This window comes from Micromonospora marincola, from assembly GCF_056150385.1.
Genome location: NZ_JAXCFT010000002.1, coordinates 421,826 through 440,997, shown reverse-complemented (window position 1 = coordinate 440,997; position 19,172 = coordinate 421,826). Strand labels below are relative to the sequence as shown.

Genomic DNA, 19,172 nt, shown 5'->3' with positions numbered 1-19,172 from the left:
GAGGAGTCGGCGTGACCGCCGAACGGGTCCACCACCCCGCCCCGCCGGCCACCGGCCGCCACCCGGTCGTGCGGCTGCTGGCCACCCTCGCGGTCGGGCCGCCGGTCCGGCTGGCGGTGGCCCGCTACGCCGTACCGCCGGATCGTCCCGACCGCACGGGGTGCGACGCCTGCGGCGCGCCGATCGGGCTGGACCGTCCACTGCCGGCGCTCGGGCCGGCGGCCCGCTGCCCGGCCTGCCGTGCCCGGGTCGGCGCGCCACCCGCCGTGGCGGAGGTGGCGCTGCTCGTCGCGGTGGCGGTGCTGGCGCTTGCCGGCGGGCCGCTCGGCGTGCGCCTGGCGCTTGCCTGGTGGCTCGCCTGGGCGGTGCCGATGGCGCTCGTGGACGCCGCGGCGCACCGGCTGCCCGACAAACTGACGTGGCCCGCCGCGGCCGGCACCTGGGCGCTGCTCGGGGTGGCCGCGCTGGCCGGGCCCGGCCCGTCGCCCTGGCTACGGGCCACCGCGGCCGGGCTGGCGCTCGGCGCCGGCTTCGCGGCGACCACAGTGCTGTTCGGCAGCCGAGGGTTCGGCCTCGGCGACGCCAAACTGGCCCTGGGCGTCGGCGCGCTGCTCGGCTGGTACGGCTGGCCGGTGCTGGTGGCCGGGCTGGTGCTCGCGTTCACAGTCGCCGCGGTGGCCGCGCTGGCGCTGCTCGCCACCCGGCGGCTCCGCTGGTCCAGCCACCTCCCGTTCGGACCGTTCCTCATCGTGGGCACCGCCGCCACCCTGGTGCTGATGTAAGGAGGGGGCCCTTATTAACGCCTCCGGTATAGAAGGGGCCCCTTCTCACACCCTCAGGAGGCGGCGGGCGGCTGGGCCGGCACGCCCGACATCTGCTCGACGATCTTCTCCAGCGCCTCGAACGCGTACGCCCAGTTGTGGCACTTGAAGCTGCGCAGGCCGGCGATCGGAGTCCGGCAGTCGGCACAGTGGACGCCCGGCACCGCGTCCGGCACCTCGGTGTTCACGTACTTGCGCTCGCCGAGCACGACCCGGGCGATCATCGTCTTGTCGTGCACCCCGTGCAGCGCGGACGAGACGATGTCGTACCAGGTCACCCGACGCGCGCACTTGGGGCAGTCCGGCTCGTCGCCGCTCACCCACAGCGGCGCGCCGATGCTGTGCGCCGGAATCTCCAGCAGCCGCTCCAGCCGGCGTACGTCCGCGTCCGGGGTGGTCCACCGGTGCCGCCCCGGCAGCGAGGCGGGCGAGTCGTAGACGGCGCGGAACAGGGTCGGGTCGACCTCCACGGTCTGCCGTCCATCTGTCATCGGTACCTCCTCGCAACGGCGGGTCAGCGGTGTGTCGCCCAGAGTGCTACACATCAGGGCGTGACGGAGGCTGAAACGCGACCGAACGTGGCCCGGATGTACGACTACTACCTGGGCGGCTGCCACAACTTCGCCGCCGACCGGGCCGCCGCCGAGGAGGTTCTCAAGATCTTCCCGGACACCGGGGTGGCGGCCCAGACCAACCGCGCCTTCCTGCGCCGGGCGGTGCGCTGGGCGGCCGAGCAGGGCGTACGCCAGTTCCTCGACGTCGGGGCCGGGCTGCCCACCCAGGGCAACGTGCACGAGGTGGTCCGTGCGGTGCACCCCGACGCCCGGGTGGTCTACGTCGACCACGACGAGGTGGCCGTCGCGTACGCCCGGCGGCTGCTGCCCACCGACGGCGGTCGCACCGTGGTGGTCCGGGGTGACCTGCGGCGGCCCGACGAGCTGCTTGCCGACCCGGTCGTGCGGGCCACGCTCGACCTGACCGAGCCGGTGGCGCTGCTGCTGGTCGCGGTGCTGCACTTCGTGCCCGACTCGGAGGACCCGTGGGCGGCCGTGGCCCGGCTGCGTGACGCCACCGCCCCGGGCAGCCTGCTCGCCGTCTCGCACCTGACCCTGGACGGCGCGCCGCCGCTGCCCGCGCGGGCGGGCACCGAGATCTACCGGCGCAGCAGTGCGCCGCTGGCGCCCCGCACCCACGCCGACGTCGCCCGCTTCCTCGACGGGTACGACCTGGTGGAACCCGGTCTGGTCCGGCTGGCCGACTGGCGGCCGGACGGTGAGCCGCGGGCGGCGGTGTCGCACGGCTACGGCGGGGTGGGTGTGCGCCGGTGACCTCTCGACGTAAACAAACCTAGCAAGCCCCGGGCATGTGCGGTATCGGTCGACGGGCCGATCACCGCAGGCGGAAATCCCCGTTAGATTCGCCGAGCTGATCCGACGGGGAGGTCGCCATTGTCCACCGTGCCCAAAATCGACGAGAAACCCATTTCCCAGCCGCTTGTCCGGCGTGGGCTCGTTCCGGAAACACGTCCACAGCGGATCCTCGCGATCGCCACTTTCATCAACATGATCGGCAGCGGTGTCTTCATGGTCACCGCCGCGCTCTTCTTCACCCGCGTCGTCGGTCTGCCGCTGGCCCAGGTCGGTCTCGGGATGGGCATCGCCGCCGGAACCGGCCTGCTCGCGGGCGTACCGGTGGGGCACCTCGCCGATCGGCGCGGGCCGCGGGAGGTCTATCTCTGGATGCTCGTGGCCCAGGGCGCGGCGATGGGCGCGCTGCTGTTCGTCCGCAGTTTCTGGCTGGTTCTGGTGGCGCTCTGCGTGAGTGAGATGGCCCGTTCCGCCGGGGGCGCGGCGCGCGGTCCACTCGTCCGTTCCATCGGCGGCGCGGATCTGGCGAGATATCGCGCGTATCTGCGTTCGGTCGCCAATCTGGCCGGCAGTTTCGCGGCGGTCGCGACCGGATTCGCCGTGCAGTTCGACACCCGGCCGGCCTATCTGGCGCTGGTGTCGGCGAACGCGCTCAGCTTCGTCGCGAGCGCGGCGGTGGTCGCGGCCCTGCCGGCGCTGCCGCCGGTGCCCGCACCGCCGAGCGCCGGTCGCTGGGCGGCGGTGCGCGACCGGGGGTACGTGGCAGTCACCGTCCTCGACGGCATCATGTCGATCCACCACCAGGTGCTGCTCTTCGCCCTGCCGCTGTGGATCGTCGGGCACACCGACGCGCCGCGCTGGCTGGTCGGCGCTTCGGCCCTGGTCAACACCGCGCTTGTGGTGCTGCTCCAGGTCCCGGCGAGCCGGGGCGTGGACAGCAGCGACGCGGCGGGCCGGGCGGTACGCCGGGCCGGCGTCGCCTTCCTCGCCGGCATGGCAGTCGTCGCCGTCGCGTCCGGGCTGCCCACCTGGCTCGCGGTCGCCGGCATCGGGGTCGGCATCTGCGTGCACACCGTCGGCGAGTTGTGGCACACCGCCGGCTCGATGGAGCTGCGCTTCAGCCTCGCCCCGGCCCACGCGCAGGGCCAGTACATGGGCCTGTTCGGGTTCGGCACCGGCCTGGCGAACGTGGTGGCGCCGACCGTGCTGGCGCTGTTCTGCATCGCCTGGGGCGTGCCGGGTTGGCTGCTGCTCGGTGGGATCTTCCTGCTGGTGGGGCTGGTGACGCCGGGGGTGGTGCGCTGGGCGGAGCGGAACCGCCAGGCGTGACGCTCAACCCAGGCCGCGGTGGGCGGCCCAGAGCGCGCCGGCCCGGTCGGCCGCGGTCGCCACCAACGCCGCCAGCTCCGGCCGGTCCGGCACCCGGAACGACACGTACGCGCCGCGCCCACCCGCCGTGGGCCGGCCGTACGCCTTGGCGGCGAGGCGCCCGTCCGGCAGCAGCCGGATGTTGAGCGTGGTCAGGGTGAACTCCTCGTCGCGCCGGGTGTCGGTCCAGCGCAACGCCTCCGGGACGGCCACGTTGATGGCGAGGGCGTTGACGTCGGGCGGGGCGTCGGTGCTCATCAGGGCATCGTCGCACGGCGGCTCAGCGTCGTCTCCCGGGTCATGTGGGACAGCTTCTCCGGGTTGCGCACCGCGTAGAGGCCGCTGATCCGGCCGTCGTCGAGGCGTACCGCCATGACCGTGTCCAGCTCGCCGTCGAGCCGGACGACGAGCGCCGGATAGCCGTTCACCTCAGTCGGCTCCATCGACGCCACGGCGGCGACCCGGCTCCACCCGCCGGTCACCAGGCGGGCCACCTTGTCGGCGCCGGTGACCGGGCGCGGGATCGCCTGCTTGATCCCGCCGCCGTCGCCCACAAGCACCACGTCCGCGGCGAGCACGGCCAGCAGCGACCGCAGGTCACCCGTCTCGACCGCCCGCCGGAACGCGTCGAGCGCGTCCCGGGTCTCGGCCGGGGAGACGGTACGGCGGGGGCGTCGCGCCGCCACGTGGGCGCGGGCGCGGTGCGCGATCTGGCGCACCGTGGCCGGGCTCTTCTCGACCGTCTCGGCGATCTCGTCGTATCCGACGTCGAACACCTCACGCAGCACGAAGACGGCCCGCTCGGTCGGCGCGAGCGTCTCCAGCACCAGCATCATGGCCATCGAGACGCTGTCGGCAAGCGCCACGTCGTCGGCCACGTCGGGCGTGGTGAGCAGCGGCTCGGGCAGCCACGACCCGACGTACGACTCCTTGCGCCGACCCAGCGTCCGCAGCCGGGTGAGCGCCTGGCGGGTGGTGATCCGCACCAGGTAGGCGCGATGGTCCCGGACCTGGTCGAGGTCGACACCGGCCCATCGCAACCAGGTCTCCTGGAGCACGTCCTCCGCGTCGGCCGCCGAGCCGAGCAGCTCGTACGCGACGGTGAAGAGCAGGTTCCGGTGGGTGAGGAAGTCCTCGGTGGCCCGGTCCGCCATGGCGTGCTCCCTGTCCGTTCGGCTGCGTTCCCACCAGACGCCGGCCGCCGGACCGGTGTGACACCTCGCCGTTGTGGTGGTCGTCACCGGGTAGGGAAATCCCTACCCCAACAGGGCGGTTTACCCACATTGCCGGCACCCTCCCGCGGCGACACGCTGGATGAGGTCGAAAGCGTGAGGGGATCATGCATGAACAAGTCACATGTCAGTCGACGCACTGTTCTCGCCGGCTCCGCCGGGGTGTTGGCCGGAGCGGCGCTGTCCTCGTCGCCCGCGATGGGTGCGGAACCATCGACCCGGTCCCACGACGTGGTGATCGACGATGTCACAGTGATCGACGGGACGGGTACCCGTCCGAAGCACAACCAGCGGGTCCTGCTGCGTGGCCGCCGGATCGCCGCGATCGGTCCGCGTGCATCCGTCAAGGTGCCGAGGGGCGCCACAGTGGTGAATGGCACCGGGAAGTTTCTCATTCCCGGGCTCGCCGATCTGCACGTGCACTCAAGCCCGCTGCCGGACATCTTCCCGCCGCTGTACATCGTCAACGGCGTCACCACCGTCCGGGAGATGGGCGCCAACCCGCTGGTGAGCCAGTGGCGGCGGGAGGTTGAGGCCGGCACGCGGATCGGACCGCTCTGGACGATCGGAAGTGACATCGTCGACGGTTCGCCCTCGCTCTGGGAGGGCATCGGCGTGCCCTATCTCAAGGCCGCGAATGCGGCGGAGGCCCGGGCCGTGGTGCGTCAGGAGAAGGCGAAGGGCGCCGACTTCATCAAGACCTACACGCGGTTGTCCCGGGAGTCCTTCCTCGCCCTCGCCGACGAGGCTCGTCGTCAGCGGATTCCGTTCCTCGGGCACGTGCCGGACTTCGTGCCGTTCACCGAGGCGAGCGACGCCGGAATCAAGACTGTGGAGCACCTGTTCCAGATCTGGTACGACACGTCGAACCGTGAGGCGGTCATCAGACGTCAGGTCGAGGCGGTGCCGATCGGTCCGGGCGAGTACGGCGGTTGGTACGCGAAGATGCATCCGCTTGAGTACGCGGCGGCGCGCAGTCACGACCGGCGGAAGGCGAGGCGCGTCTTCCAGCACCTCGCCCGCAACGGAACCCGGGTCACCCCCACGCTCTCCGTCCACCAGCTCAGTGACATGCCACAGGACGTCGACCTCGACGACCCGCGCTTCCGCTATGTCCCGGCTGACCTGCTGGCGAGCTGGGAGTGGAGCCGACGTGAGATCTACATGAAGGACCGGACCCCGACCGTCGACGCCGAGAAGCGCGAACTCTTCCAGCGCCGGCTGGAACTGGTCGCCGAGATGGCGGAGGCCGGCGTACGCCTCCTGGCCGGGACCGATGTCGGCGCGTCCTACATCCTGCCGGGCTTCAGCCTGCACGACGAACTTCAGTTACTGGTACGCGCGGGCCTGAGCCCGATGCGGGCCCTGATCGCCGCGACCGCGGAGCCGGCGAGCCTTCTCGGCCACCACGACCGCGGCACGGTCGCGGTCGGCAAGGTCGCCGACCTCGTTCTCCTCGACGCCGATCCGCTGCGGGACATCCGCAACACCACGCGGATCAACTCGGTGGTGGTGAACGGAACGCTCATCACGTCGCACCAACGTGAGCGCATGCTGCGCGACATCAGTGCCGCGGCGCAGCAGCCCCTTCCGAGTGGCGTCAACGCCAGGCCCGCCTGCGCGTGCCACGGCGGGTGACGATCTGTCGATCGCCATCACCACCCACGGGCCCGCCCGTGGTGCCCGACCCCGCCGTGACGAACGGCGGGGTCGGGCGATGCGCTACCGGGCGTACGGCGCCTGGGCGTACGCGTACGTCAGCGCGTCCAGGCCGGCCGGCTTCGGGTTGAGCGTGCCCCAGTCGGCGTCGCTGTTGAAATAGTTCGTCATCCGGATCCGGGGCAGTTGTGCGACGGCGGCCGGCACCCCCCGGATCCATTCCGCCTGCGTCGGCGAGGCGAAGGTGTAGTTGGTGCCGTACTCGGCGATGATCACCTGCTTGTTCGCCGCCTCGGCCGGCAGCTTGGGCAACCATGCGTAGGTGCGGCTGAACACCTGGTACGGCGTGCGCGAGGGTGCCGCGTGGTTGTACGGGTTCCACTGGAGATAGTCCACGCCGTCCGTCCCGCCGACGTACGAGCGCAGGAAGCTCGCCTCGTCCCAGCCGCCCATGCCGGCGGTGTAGGTGGCCTTCGGAGTCCGCGCGCTGTGCTGTCGGAAGTAGCGGATCAGATACTGCATGGCGGGGATGGCCATCGCGTCGGCCTGGGCCCACGTGTAGGCGATCCCGTTCTGGGTGATGCCGTTCTGGTGGGTGGTGTCCCGCTCGGACGCGAACTGGATGTTGACGGGGCCGGCGGGCATCGCGTCGAGCTGGCTTACGGCGTTGCACAGCAGGCCGTCGAGCGCACCTGACGTGACCTGGTCGTAGCCGTAGTACTTCACTGTCGATCCGGTGAAGCCGGCGGTCATGTTGCCGGCCGGGATGCTGTAGGTCCGCCCACCACAGGTGATCGAGCTACCCGCCGGGCCGCCGTACTGCTTCAGCTCGATGACGAAGTTGGGCTCCACCCCGCGATTCGTCATCAACGAGTTGATCCACTGGGCGTTGTATCCGGGGAAGACGTTGCGGTCGTACAGGCTGCGGTAGGTGGTGAGCGACCCCAGGTTCATTCCGCGGCCCACCGTGTCCGCGGTGATGTCGCCGTTGCCGGGGTTGTAGTAGCCGCCCCGGACCGTGGGCAGCGCGGTGCCGAACACCTGGAACTCCCACAACGAGTAGCCCCAGTTCTGGGTGCACCCGGTGCATCCCCGAGCGGTCCCGTACATCCGGATGTACCGGCCGGTGCCGGAGAGCCCGGTGATGTCGTCGGTGCCGCCGTCCCCCGAGCTGGTCGACCAGATCGAGGTCCAGGTCGTCCCGTCCAGGCTGGCTTCGACCCGATACTTGGCGGCGTACGCCCGTTCCCAGTCGAGCTTCACCCGACTGACCTGGAACGTCTTGCCGAGGTCCACCTGGATCCACTGCGGGTCGACGAGAGTGACGCTTGCCCATCGGGTGGCGGCGTTGCCGTCTGTGACGTTGCTTGCCGCGTACCCGCTCTCGGTGCTGCTGGCGACGACGGGACGGCCGGCGGAGACGAGAGCGTCGGCCGCCTGCGCCGGTCCCGCCACCACCGCCGATAACCCGGTCGTGCCCAGCAGCGCCAGTAACGCGGAGGTCAGTCGCAGGCGCCGTCGCGCGGGCGCTCTGCTCACAGTTGGTCCCCCGTGGATTGTCATGATGCTCCTTCTGGTGATCTAGGGCGGATGGTTCGCCGAAGCAATCCTTCGACATGCGGGATCAAATCGAGATAACGATCTTGCAACGGCGCCGGCCCGCGCTCACCTCGCCGCTGTGGCGGTCGTCACCTGGTGACGGTGTCACGACGTGCTCGCCGCCGGCATCTCGTGGTTGTCCGAACGACACGCCACCGGAGGGGACGCCACCATGGAGACCCGGATCAACCTGTTCGAGAACCCGATCGCCGCGAAGTTCATGAAGCGGTTCGCCAACGCCAGCACGGTCCTCCACCAGTCGCCGCTGCCGTACTCGACCCAGGAGCTGGTGTCGCTGCGGGCCAGCCAGATCAACGGCTGCGGCTGGTGCATCGACATGCACACCAAGGAGGCTGCCGCCGCCGGGGAGAGCGCGGTCCGGCTGCACCTGGTCGCCGCCTGGCGCGAGTCGAGCGTGTTCACCGAGGCGGAGCGCGCCGCGCTGGCGTTCGCCGAGGAGGGCACCCGGATGGCCGACGCCTACCAGGGGGTGTCCGACGAGACCTGGGCGCAGGTGCGCAAGCACTACGACGACGACCAGATCGCGACGTTGATCTGCCTGGTCGGGCTGATCAACGCGGCGAACCGGTTCGCGGTGATCGCGCACCAGCAGGGCGGCTCGTACGAGGCGGGGATGCTCGCCGCCGCCCTGCGCTGACGAACTGGGGGAGCGGCCCGGCCCCGGGACCATCCGGGTCGGGCCGCTACCGGTCGCCGTCGTTGACCAATTGACCGAAGAACGCGCGGACGTCGGCGGTGAACAGGTCGGGCACCTCCAGCGCGGCGAAGTGGCCGCCCCGGTCGAACTCGCTCCAGTGTCGGATCGGATACGTCCGCTCGGCGAACGACCGGATGGGCAGGGTGATGTCGTGGGCGAAGACGGCCACGCCGATGGGCGACGGGCAGGGCGGCGGCGGCCCGGCCAACCCGCTCTCCCGGATGAGCCGCGCCGAGGAGGCGGTGGTGCGGGTGAGCCAGTAGAGCGCGACATCGGTGAGGATGCGGTCGGTGGGGACGGCGGATCGCGGGTCGGCCCACTCGGTGAACTTCTCGGCGATCCACGCGAGCTGGCCGGCGGGTGAGTCGTTCAGCGCGTACGACACGGTCTGCGGGCGGGTGGCGTAGAGGATCTGGTGCGGGTGCCGCTGCGCCATGAGCTGCCTGATCCGCGCCAGCCGGGCCAGGTCCGGTGCGGACAGGTCGGCCTCTCCGGCCCAGCCGGGCGGCGGGGGCGTGGGCAGGTAGTTGACGTGTACGCCGACGACCTGCTCCGGGGCCATTCCGCCCAGCCGGATGGAGATTCCCGTACCCCAGTCGCCGCCCTGGGCGCCGTATCGCCGGTAGCCGAGCCGGCGCATCAGCTCGGCCCAGGCTCGGGCGACCCGGTCGATGTCCCAGCCGCGTTCGCGGGTCGGACCGGAGAAACCGAACCCCGGTATCGACGGGACGACCAGGTGGAACTGCTCGGACAGGGGGCGAGCACGTCGAGGAACTCCACCACCGAGCCGGGCCAGCCGTGGGTGAGGATGAGCGGCAGCGCGTCCGGGTCGGCGCAGCGTACGTGCAGGAAGTGGACGTTCTGTCCGTCGATCTCGGTGGTGAACTGGGGGTACCTGTTGAGTTCGGCCTCGTGCCCGCGCCAGTCGTAGGTGGTGCGCCAGTGTTCGGCCAGCTCGCGTACCCGAGCCAGGGGGATGCCGTAGTCCCATCCGGCGTCGGGTAGCTCGTCGGGCCAGCGGGTACGCGCCAGGCGGTCGGCCAGGTCGTCGAGGTCGGCCTGTGGAACCTGCACCCGGAACGGCTTGATCATGACGGGCCTTTCGTTGGTTGCCCTAACGTTTGCCGCACCTACGTTAACGCCGTTTCGTTGGTGTGGCCAACGAACTTGTTAGGCTTGTCACGTGGAAGCTCCGGACCCGGACGTCGTACCGGCCCGCCTGACCGGCCTGCCGAGCTGGCTGATCACCCAGACCGCCGTACGCGCCGGCCGGCTGGTCGCCGACGGGCTCGCGGCGATCGACGCGCGGGGCTACCACTTTCGGCTGCTCGCGACGCTTGACGAGTTCGGGCCGGCAAGTCAGGCCACGCTCGGCCGTCGCAGCGGCATCCACGTCAGCGACGTGGTCGCGGCGCTCAACGAACTCGCCGACCGTGACTTCGTCAACCGCGCCCCCGACCCGGCCGACCGGCGGCGCAACGTCGTCACCATCACCACGGCCGGGCGCCGGCAACTCCGGCGACTGGAGAAACAGCTCGCCGCCGTACAGGACGAACTGCTCGCGCCCTTGTCATCCGACGAGCGCGACCAACTCGTCGGGCTCCTGGGCCGGGTGCTCGCCCACCACACCCGCCGGCCCGGCTGAGGAGAGGAACACGAGTCACTGCCGGGCGCCGGTGTGTTCGTGAAGGAGAGCGCCCCGGGTCAGCGAGGTGCGCTCTCACTCCGCACCGTCGCCCTGCTTCGCCTCGCCGATCGACCGGCGCGGAGCGGCGGCACCACCCGGGTTGCAGAGGTGGTGCTCGGTTTCCTTCACCACCTCCTCCGTGCTCAGTTCGCGCTGGCTACGCCGAGTCCACGCGAGGAACCTCTCGAACAGCTCAGCCGGTGACGGGCCGGGGTTGTCGCTGAGTTTCATCAGGTCCGCGGTGGCGTCGAACAGGCAGGTGGCCATGTATACCGACAGAGCTACCCGGTCGCGCCGGTGTTCCAGCAGCAGCAGTAGGCGGGCCGGCTGGCACGGCCATGGGGCCGCGCACACGCGGCACAGCCAGAGCGGCCGTGTGGGTGCGTGCGGACGGATAACCCTCCGGCTGCGGCCGTGCACGTGGGAGGTGTTCTGACCGGTCATCACCTCAGGGTGTCCGAACCCTACCCCCTAGTCAAGACCCTAGTAGGGTGTTGCCCAACTAGGGCGTACCCTAGTAAGGGACTGTCTAGCGTCCCGAATATGGGCCGCCGTCTGATGGGTGCGTACGAGATTCGTACCCGGCTGGGCGTCAGTCGTCAGCGGGTGGAGCAGTTGATGAAGCGCCCCGACTGGCCGGCGCCGTACGAGTCTCTTGCGACGGGCCGCGTGTGGCGCACCGAGGACATCGAAGCCTGGATTCGCGAGCACCGGCCGCACCTCGACGAGCAGGAGTAACGAACCTCCGACCTTCGGGTGCGTTTGTTGTCGCTCCGGCAACCACAAACGCACCCAGAGTCAACTCCCGCCGCCCGCACGCGGTCTGGTGCTGCCGGAAACTGATTCGTACTCTGGTGCGGCACGTTCCGGGTCGACGGTGGGAGGGGTTCGCGCTGCTGTCGAACCGGAGCCTCGCCGACGTACCGTCCGATCGCGTCGTCGCCCTGCCCGACGCGGACACTGGCGTCCTGGCGATGCTGATCGCCCGCGACCATCCGGACCTGGCCGCCGTGGTCCACCGCCCGGCCACCCGGCACACGATGCCGGCGGATGTCGTGCACGCCGCGCTGGACCGGCTCGAACAGGTCGCCGTCGAGCTGCTGCCGGCATGGTTGCCCGAGGTCGCGGACGGGGTGCGTCCGGACACGGCCGGGCTCGCGGCGATCCGGATCGCGGCCACCGCACGGGCACGCCGCGACCGTTTTCCCGGGTCCTTCCTGCCGGATCTGGCCGTCTTCGCGGTGACCGGCCGGCGGGCCACCACCACGACGCTTCCGGCGCGTACCCGGGCCGCCGCGCTGGCGCGCCTCGTCGCCGCCGCGTTCGGGCGGCGGCGGGTGGTGCTGCTCGTCGAACCGGCGGGCGGCGACGGCGCGGTGGTCGCGGCCGGGGCCGGCTGGCTCGTGCAGCACGGCGGCCCGGCGGTCTGGTTGCTCGGCGCCGGCGCGGCCGGGCTGGACGGGCTGCCGGAGTTCCGGGTCGCGCCCCCACCCGACCTGCCCTCGCGCGACGAGGCGGTGGTGGGCAAGCCGCATCCGGCAAGCGACGCGGAGAAGCGGCTGGAGGCGGCGCTCGCCGCCGAGAGCTGGGCGGCCGGGCGGCAGTGGAACCAGACCTGGCGGTCCCCCCGCCTGGCCGCGCCGGTCCGGCTCGATCTCCTGTGGCCCGACGAGCGGTGCGTGGTCGAGATCGACGGACCGGAGCACTGCCGGCCGGTCCACTTCGAGGCCGACCGGCAGCGCGACGTGCACCTGCAACTGGCCGGCTACGCCGTCCTGCGCTTCACAAACGCCCGGGTAAATCACGACGTCGGCGCCGTGGTCCAGCAGATCGGTACGTATCTGCGGGCCCGTCGCCGGGACATTGCGGAAGGACGGCAGCATGGCCGGCGATGACCTGACGGCATCCGAGAGCGCGATCCTCGTCGTGCTCATGGCCGAGGCGCGGGAGGTGTTGAACACCGAGCTTCGCGACCGCTACAACCTGGACGTACGCAAGCCGCAGCGGGACAAGCTCACCCGCCTGCACTACGTCGCCAGTCGCAAGAGCGGATCGACGTACGCCCTCCAACTTGACGACAAGGGCTGGGTGCGGATGCAGGGCGACCTCGACTTCACGCTGCGCGGCGCGTCCGCGCTCGGCGCGGCGCTCACCGCCCTCCAGGCCAACCTGCGGGATCGCGTGCTGGCGCGCAGCGGCTGCGCGACGCTTGCCGAGCTGTTCGCGCTCACCGACGTGCGGGCGTCAGCCCCGGCTCCGGCCGACCCGGCCGGGGCGCTTACCGCGCGCGTCGTCAGCGCCTGTCGGGCGCTCGCCGACGAGCCGGGCGCCTGGGTGAGCCTGCGCCGGCTCCGGCCGTTCTTCGCCGACGTGTCCCGCGACGACCTGGACGAGGCGTTGCGCCGGCTCAGCCGGGAGCCCGGCGTGACGATCGCGCCGGAGTCGAATCAGAAGACGCTCACCGAGGCGGACATCAGGGCGGCGCTGCGCCTCGGCGGGCAGGAGAACCACCTGCTGGCGATCGGCGGGGAATGAACGAGGCGGAACGGACCGCGCTGGCGGCCCTGCGGTTCGACTGGGCACCGGTTCCCGACGACGTGTGGCGACCGCTTCCCTTCCACGTCGACGGGCTGCACGTCCCGGCCGTCCGGGACGTGCTCGCCGGCGTGGCGGAGGCCGAGGCGAACCCGCACGGCAGCCCACTCGGTCTGGTCGTCCAGGGCCAGCGGGGGTCCGGCAAGACGCACCTGCTCGGTGTGATCCGCCAGCAGGTGCAGGAGCGGGGCGGCTACTTCTTCCTGGTCGGCCTGCTCGACGCGGAGAACTTCTGGGACGGTGTGCTGGCCGCGATGCTTGACGGCCTGGCCCGGCCGGTGCCCGGCAGTCCGGAGACCCAGCTCAAGTTGCTGCTGCGGCGCTTGTCGGCGCTTGTCGGCGCGCCCCGGACGGCACGCCGGGCGGTGATGGGCGACACCGAGTTGACCCGCGCGGCGCTCGACGCGTTCCTGGACGGGCTCGGCGACTTCGACAGGCACGCGGCCCGGACGTGCCAGGAGACCGCGCGGGCGCTCGCCTTGAGCGCTTCCGAGGACATCTCCCACCGTGACCTGGCGGAGAACTACTTCCTCTCCGGCGAGGAGGTGGTCGCGGGCGAACGCGCGGCGTGGGGGATGCGCCGGATGCCCCGGCCGGCCCAGCAGATCGTGCAGGACCTGTCCTGGTTGCTGGCGCTCACCGGGCCGTCGGTCGTGGCGATCGACCAGATCGACACGTTGATCGCCCAGTTGGCGATCCAGAGCGACCCGTCGCTCGTGGGCGCCGCCGCGATGAGCCCGGAGCAGGCGCTGATGCTGGCTCGGATGGCGGACGGCCTGATGTCGCTACGGCAGACGACGCGACGCACGCTCACCGTCCTCGCCTGCATCCCGAACTCGTGGACCATCATCCGGTCCACCGCCGCCGACACGGTGGCCGACCGGTTCCGGGAGACGCCGACGCTGCGCCGGATCGACGACGCCGACCTCGCCCGGGCGATCATCGAGAAGCGGTTCACCCTCCGCTACCGGGACGTCGGGTTCGCCCCGCCGTACCCCTCGTGGCCGGTGTCCCCGCGCGCCTTCGCCGAGGCGGGGGCGTTCACCCCGCGCCAGCTCCTGATCGAGATCGACGGGCACATCCGGGCCTGCCTCACCGCCGACGAGGTGCGGGAGATGACAAGCCTCGGCGAGCCGCCCACGGCGGAGCCCCGGGAACCCCGGCCCGCTCCCGCCCCCGCCGGCGGCGAGGAGATGGACCGCTACGACGCCCGCTTCGCCGAGCTGAAAGCCGCCGCCGACGTCGGCGCGCCACGCGAACGGATGTCCGAGGACGCGGTGATGCCGGCGCTGCTCGCCGCCGGGCTCACCGCCTGGATCCTGGAACGGGGCGACGCCGGGGAGGCGTTCAGCGTCGACCCGCCGCCGAGCACCGACCCGCCGCTGCACGCCCGGCTGCGCCTGACGCTCGACGAACGCACCGAGGACCAGGTGCACTGGTGCTTCCGGGCGATAAGCGACGACCACCACGGCAACGCGGCGCTGGCCCGGCTGCGCAAGGCGTGCGTGGCGTCGGCCCTCGACACCGGCATGGCCAAACGCAAGCTGTTCCTGTTGCGCAACCGCGAGTGGTCGGCGAGCGCGGCCACCCGGAAGGCGGTCGGGGCGTTCACCGAGGCGGGCGGGCAGACCATCGGCCTGGACGAGAAGGACCTGCGCGTCCTCTCGGCGCTGCGAGTCCTCCTCGCCGAGGCCACCATGGACCTTCAGGGCTGGCTTGTCGAACGCCGGCCGACCCGGGAGCTGACGTTCCTCAAGCACGCGCTGGCGGACGTGGACCGCTGGACGGCGGACGCCGGGCCGCCCTCGCCGCTGCCCGCGCCGCCCGCTGGGACGGCTCCGGCGGCCGAGCCCGCGACCAGGCCCGAGCCCGCGACCAGGCCCGTGTCGGCCGCCGAGCCGTCGTTCGTCGTCGGGTACGGGTACGACGACGGCACGCCGGTTCCGCTGGCTCTGGAGGCGCTGCGGAAGCACACCACGATCTTCGCCGGCTCGGGCTCGGGAAAGACCGTGCTGATCCGTCGCATCGTCGAGGAGTGCGCGCTCGCCGGGGTCTCCGCCATCGTGCTCGACCCAAACAACGACCTCGCCCGCCTCGGCGAGGCGTGGCCCGAGTCGCCCCCGGGGTGGCGGCCGGGCGACGCGGACCGGGCCGCCGACTACCTGGCGCACACCGACGTGGTGATCTGGACGCCGCGCCGCAGCTCGGGTCGCCCGCTGAGCTTCCAGCCGCTGCCCGACTTCACGAGCGTGCGGGACGACCCGGACGAGTTCGGCGAAGCGGTCGAGGCAGCCGTCGCGGCGCTGGCACCACGCGCCATGGTCACCGGCCGGGCCACCCGGGCACACCTGGGCCTGGCGGTGCTGCGCAAGGCCGTCGAGCACTACGGCCGGCGCGGCGGCTCCCGGCTGAAGGGCCTCGTCGACACCCTGGCCGACCTGCCGGACGGGATCATCGACCTGGAGGACGCCGAGAAGATCGGCCTCAGCCTGGCCCAGACGCTCACCGCCGCCATGGTGAACGACCCGCTCTTCGGTGGCGAGGGCACACCGATGGACCCCGGTGTGCTGCTCACCCCCGCTGCGGGCAAGCGGGCCCGGGTGTCTGTCGTCAGCCTGGTGGGGTTGCCGTCGGACGACGTACGCCAGAGTTTCGTCAACCAGCTCCAGATGGCGCTCTTCGCCTGGATCAAGAAGAACCCGGCCGGCGACCGGCCGCTGCTGGGGTTGCTGATCATGGACGAGGCGCAGACGTTCGCCCCGTCCGGGGCGATGACCGCGTGCACCCAGAGCACGCTGGCGCTCGCGGCCCAGGCCCGGAAGTACGGGCTCGGGCTGATCTTCGCGACCCAGGCGCCGAAGGGGCTGCACAACCGCATCCCCGGCAACGCGGCCACCCAGTTGTACGGCCTGATGAACAGCCCGATCCAGATCGAGGCGGCGCGCGAGATGGCCCGGGCCAAGGGTGGCGACGTGCCGGACATCTCCCGGCTGACCGTGGGCGAGTTCTATCTCGCCGCCGAGGGCGCGGCGCCGCGGAAGATCCGGACGCCGCTGTCGCTCACCCACCATCCGCGCAGCCCGCTCACCGTCGAGGAGGTGCTGGACCGGGCCCGCGGTCCACAGTGAAGCGAGCGTCACTGAGGGTTACCGGCGATGAGGTGTTCGCGCAGGGTCTCGCGAGCGTGACTTTCTGATTTGTGTCGAGGTCAAGACAATGATCGTCGATCTCCCCGAACATTGTGGACGATGAGCTGTCTACATTGCCGCCCTGCCACGGATAGTAATTGGCGAACCGAAGGGGCCGAGGGGGAACGATGAACGAAGCACTGGCGGAACCGCTCACCGGCTACCAGGTGATGGCCGTGGCCGTAGCCGTCGCCGGAGTGGCGGGGGGCTTGGTGCGGGCCTGCGTGGCACACCGGGCGCGGATACATGCGGAACGCGAGGCCACGACACGTACGACAGCCCGGGTGACCTGGCTGATCCGGCTCACCGAGGCCGACCACGACGTGGTGCGGATCGTGGAGCGTGATCGCGACGGGCATCGCGAGGTGGAGTTGGGCGGCCGTGACATGCCGAAGGCCCGGACGACAGGGGAGGCGGCGTGAGCGACGTCGAGGGCACCGCCGCCCGGACCCCGGATCCGGCCGCCGACGAGGACGCGCGCAGGGCGGAGGCCGCCCGCGTGAAGACCGACCACGACCGGGAGTTCGCCACCTTCGTCGAGGGCTCCTACCACACCGTGGAGCGGATTCTCCGGTCCGTGTGGTGGGACCGCGAGGTGGTGGCGGACGCGCTGCACGAGGCGTACCTGCACGGGCGGGTCAAGTGGCCCGAACTCCGGGACCATGTCCGGCCGATCGGCTGGATCGTGCGTACGGCCCGGTTCAATCTCCTGAAGGACCGGGACCGGCGTCAGCGGGAAGCCGCGGTGGCGCCGGAGGACCTGCCGCCGGCGCCGCACTCCGACATCGCGGACGTGTGGGAGGCGCAGGAGACGTTGCGGGCCTGGCTGCGTCAGCTTCCGGCCCGGCACGCCGAGGTGTTCCAGATGTCCCGGGAGGGCTTCTCCAACCAGGAGATCTCCCGCATCCTCGGGCTGACCGAGAACAGCGTCCGCTGCTACAAGGCCGCCGCCAAGCGGGGTCTCGGTGAGCTGGCCGAGGAGGCCGGCTTCACCCGTTCGCCCGGCCGCCGACGTCAGGGAGGAAGCCGTGGATCTCGATGACCTTCTGGCGTTGGCCGAGACCAGGCCCAGCCCGCTGGAACTGGCCCGCGCCCGCCGCGTCGCGCGCACGGTGCAGAGCCGGTACGACCTCTCGCTCGCCGAAGGCTACGAGATCATGGTCGATGCCGACCTCGTCGACCCGGTGACCTGGACGGCGGATGAGGCGACCAGGGTGGCGCGCGCCGCGCAGTTGTCGAAGCTGGGCACGATCACCTGGATGCCCGGCGGAGCCGGGTGCCTCGGCCGGCTCTCCTGGTCGGACGAGATGGCGATGATCTTCGGGCACGCGCCGGGAACGCGGCGGCTCACGACCGAGACCGTCCTCGACCTCGTCCATCCGGGGGACGCCGAACGGGTCCGCGCGGTCGTCCGGGCCGCGTGGGAGCGGCGTCGGCCCGACGAGGTCCGCTTCCGGGTGGTCCAGCCGGGGGGCCGCATCCGCCACGTGCACTGCCACCTCGAAATACTCACCACCGAGGACGGCCCGTCGGGGATCATCGCGACCGGGGAGGACGTCACCGCGTTCGAACTGGCCCGGCAGGAACGCCGCCGGCTCGCCGTCCGCCGCCGGATGCTCAGCGCCGACCTGGCCGTACCTGACGTCCTCACCGGGCTGCCGACCCGCGCGTACGTGATCGACGAGGTCGACCGGGCGCGTCGCCGCACCGGCGGAGCGCTCGTGGTCGTGGCGACCGAGCCCGCCAACCGGCTGCCCGACGCGCTCACCGACGAGGACCGCGACCGGGTGACGGCGGAGGTCGCCCGGGTCCTCCGCACGGTCGTCGGGGAGAACGTGACGGGTGGGCTGGTGGGCTCCGGCTCGTGGGGGGTGCTCCTCACCCCGGCCGACGAGTACCCGGAAACCGCGGAAAGCCTGGCGGTCAAGATCGTCGAGACGTTCCGGAACCACCTCTTCAGCGTGCGGCAGATGCCGTTGCGGTTCACCATCTCGGCCGGCGTGGTGCACTTCGGCAGCGGCGTGCCCGCCACCGGGTTCGACCTGCTCATCGACGGCGAGAACGCAGCCCGCGACGCGCGCCGGAACGGCACCGCCGTCACCGTCCTCGACCGGCCGGTCGAGGAGAGGGAGCGGACGGACCGATGCCGTGACCGGATCCGGCGCGTGGTCAAGGCCAACAGGTTCGCCCTCTACGCGCAGCCCATCGTCGATCTCCAACTCAACCAGGTCACCCGGCACGAGATCCTGCTGCGCGTGCGCAGCGACACCGGTGAGCCGGTCGCTCCCTGGGCGTTCCTCGACATGGCCGAGCGGGTCGGGGAGATCCTCACGGTGGACAAGTGGGTGGTCGACCACGCCCTGGAACTGATCGGCCGGGGCGCCCAGACCTCCCACTACCAGGTGAACATCTCTGGCCGGTCGCTCGCCGACCCGGGGCTGCTCGCCTTCGTGACCGACGCGATCGACAGGCACGGGGTCAAGCCGGAGTGCCTGACGTTCGAGATCACCGAGACCGCCCTCATCGAGAACCGGAACGAGGCCATGGCCTTCGCCACGGGGATCAGAGAGGTGGGATGCCACCTGGCGCTCGACGACTTCGGCACCGGATACAGCACCCTCACCCACCTGAAACAGCTCCCGGTCGATCTCGTCAAGATCGATGGGACGTTCATCGTCGACCTCCGCCGGTCCCCGGCGAGCCAGGCGGTCGTGTCGACGCTCGTCGAGCTGTGCCACACGCTCGGCATCCGGGTCGCCGCCGAGTACGTCCAGGACGAGGAGACCATCGAGCTGCTGCGGGACTGCGGCGTCGACTTCGCCCAGGGCTACCGGACCGGACGACCCGAGCCGATCACGGTGGGCCGGAAGGAGGTGCAGTCGGTGGAGCTTGAACTGCGGTTTCCGCCGCAGCACACCGCGCTCGGCTGAGGCCCCGT

18 protein-coding genes and 1 pseudogene are annotated in these 19,172 nt (G+C 71.4%); 13 read left to right on the top strand and 6 right to left on the bottom strand.

Translation table 11 applies throughout. The features are described 5' to 3' along the window. Window positions 1-68 precede the first annotated feature (68 nt). Complete coding sequence (locus SM450_RS06525) at window positions 69-782, top strand: prepilin peptidase (protein WP_474619033.1); 714 nt, start codon at window positions 69-71, stop codon at window positions 780-782. A 53-nt stretch (window positions 783-835) separates the two neighbouring features. On the opposite strand, the gene SM450_RS06520 is transcribed toward SM450_RS06525, so the two are convergent. Continuing rightward, window positions 836-1,312: a hypothetical protein gene (locus SM450_RS06520; RefSeq protein WP_474618753.1), complete on the bottom strand. Its 477-nt coding sequence runs from the start codon at window positions 1,310-1,312 to the stop codon at window positions 836-838. A 60-nt stretch (window positions 1,313-1,372) separates the two neighbouring features. Between SM450_RS06520 and SM450_RS06515 the strand changes: the two genes are divergently transcribed. Together SM450_RS06515 and SM450_RS06510 are read left to right on the top strand one after the other, a co-directional pair. Beyond that, window positions 1,373-2,149, top strand: coding sequence for an SAM-dependent methyltransferase (locus SM450_RS06515; protein ID WP_474618752.1), 777 nt, complete (start codon window positions 1,373-1,375; stop codon window positions 2,147-2,149). Between the two features lie 129 nt (window positions 2,150-2,278). Beyond that, window positions 2,279-3,517, top strand: a complete 1,239-nt coding sequence (locus SM450_RS06510) for an MFS transporter (RefSeq protein ID WP_474619032.1) — start codon at window positions 2,279-2,281, stop codon at window positions 3,515-3,517. A 3-nt stretch (window positions 3,518-3,520) separates the two neighbouring features. Here SM450_RS06510 and SM450_RS06505 read toward each other — a convergent pair whose 3' ends face one another. Both SM450_RS06505 and SM450_RS06500 read right to left on the bottom strand, forming a co-directional pair. Beyond that, window positions 3,521-3,814: a hypothetical protein gene (locus SM450_RS06505; protein WP_474618751.1), complete on the bottom strand. Its 294-nt coding sequence runs from the start codon at window positions 3,812-3,814 to the stop codon at window positions 3,521-3,523. Next, window positions 3,814-4,710 (bottom strand): RNA polymerase sigma-70 factor, encoded by an 897-nt coding sequence (locus SM450_RS06500; protein WP_474618750.1) that lies wholly within the window; start codon window positions 4,708-4,710, stop codon window positions 3,814-3,816. Before SM450_RS06500 ends, SM450_RS06505 begins: the two co-directional genes overlap by 1 nt. A 189-nt stretch (window positions 4,711-4,899) precedes the next feature. Here SM450_RS06500 and SM450_RS06495 point away from each other — a divergent pair, with 189 nt between their 5' ends. Beyond that, complete coding sequence (locus SM450_RS06495) at window positions 4,900-6,426, top strand: amidohydrolase family protein (RefSeq protein ID WP_474618749.1); 1,527 nt, start codon at window positions 4,900-4,902, stop codon at window positions 6,424-6,426. An 84-nt stretch (window positions 6,427-6,510) separates the two neighbouring features. Here the strand turns inward: SM450_RS06495 and SM450_RS06490 are convergent, their stop codons facing one another. Further along, on the bottom strand, window positions 6,511-7,986 hold the full coding sequence (locus SM450_RS06490) for a discoidin domain-containing protein (RefSeq protein ID WP_474618748.1): 1,476 nt from the start codon (window positions 7,984-7,986) through the stop codon (window positions 6,511-6,513). Between the two features lie 232 nt (window positions 7,987-8,218). On the opposite strand from SM450_RS06490, the gene SM450_RS06485 reads away from it, so the two are divergent. Continuing rightward, the gene (locus SM450_RS06485; protein WP_474619031.1) at window positions 8,219-8,704 is read left to right on the top strand and encodes a carboxymuconolactone decarboxylase family protein; all 486 of its coding nucleotides are present in this window, start codon (window positions 8,219-8,221) and stop codon (window positions 8,702-8,704) included. 46 nt (window positions 8,705-8,750) lie between these two features. Here the strand turns inward: SM450_RS06485 and SM450_RS06480 are convergent. Further along, window positions 8,751-9,856: pseudogene (locus tag SM450_RS06480) on the bottom strand (epoxide hydrolase family protein). 91 nt (window positions 9,857-9,947) lie between these two features. Between SM450_RS06480 and SM450_RS06475 the strand changes: the two are divergent. Next, a complete protein-coding gene (locus SM450_RS06475) occupies window positions 9,948-10,409 on the top strand; it encodes a MarR family winged helix-turn-helix transcriptional regulator (protein ID WP_474618747.1) in 462 nt (153 codons plus the stop codon). A 75-nt stretch (window positions 10,410-10,484) separates the two neighbouring features. Here SM450_RS06475 and SM450_RS06470 read toward each other — a convergent pair whose 3' ends face one another. Then, complete coding sequence (locus SM450_RS06470) at window positions 10,485-10,895, bottom strand: hypothetical protein (protein WP_474618746.1); 411 nt, start codon at window positions 10,893-10,895, stop codon at window positions 10,485-10,487. Window positions 10,896-10,994: 99 nt separating this feature from the next. Here SM450_RS06470 and SM450_RS06465 point away from each other — a divergent pair, with 99 nt between their 5' ends. From SM450_RS06465 to SM450_RS06435, 7 genes are all read left to right on the top strand, one after another. Then, entirely contained in the window at window positions 10,995-11,189 is a 195-nt protein-coding gene (locus SM450_RS06465) for a helix-turn-helix transcriptional regulator (RefSeq protein WP_474618745.1), read from the top strand. A 116-nt stretch (window positions 11,190-11,305) separates the two neighbouring features. Then, window positions 11,306-12,346, top strand: a complete 1,041-nt coding sequence (locus SM450_RS06460) for an endonuclease domain-containing protein (RefSeq protein ID WP_474618744.1) — start codon at window positions 11,306-11,308, stop codon at window positions 12,344-12,346. Next, on the top strand, window positions 12,333-12,986 hold the full coding sequence (locus SM450_RS06455) for a hypothetical protein (RefSeq protein ID WP_474618743.1): 654 nt from the start codon (window positions 12,333-12,335) through the stop codon (window positions 12,984-12,986). The genes SM450_RS06460 and SM450_RS06455 overlap by 14 nt, the downstream gene beginning before the upstream one ends. Then, the gene (locus SM450_RS06450; RefSeq protein ID WP_474618742.1) at window positions 12,983-16,174 is read left to right on the top strand and encodes a helicase HerA domain-containing protein; all 3,192 of its coding nucleotides are present in this window, start codon (window positions 12,983-12,985) and stop codon (window positions 16,172-16,174) included. The genes SM450_RS06455 and SM450_RS06450 overlap by 4 nt, the downstream gene beginning before the upstream one ends. A 188-nt stretch (window positions 16,175-16,362) precedes the next feature. Continuing rightward, window positions 16,363-16,656, top strand: a complete 294-nt coding sequence (locus SM450_RS06445; protein ID WP_474618741.1) for a hypothetical protein — start codon at window positions 16,363-16,365, stop codon at window positions 16,654-16,656. Beyond that, entirely contained in the window at window positions 16,653-17,276 is a 624-nt protein-coding gene (locus SM450_RS06440; RefSeq protein ID WP_474618740.1) for an RNA polymerase sigma factor, read from the top strand. The genes SM450_RS06445 and SM450_RS06440 overlap by 4 nt, the downstream gene beginning before the upstream one ends. After that, window positions 17,263-19,164: an EAL domain-containing protein gene (locus SM450_RS06435; RefSeq protein WP_474618739.1), complete on the top strand. Its 1,902-nt coding sequence runs from the start codon at window positions 17,263-17,265 to the stop codon at window positions 19,162-19,164. Before SM450_RS06440 ends, SM450_RS06435 begins: the two co-directional genes overlap by 14 nt. Window positions 19,165-19,172 lie beyond the last annotated feature (8 nt).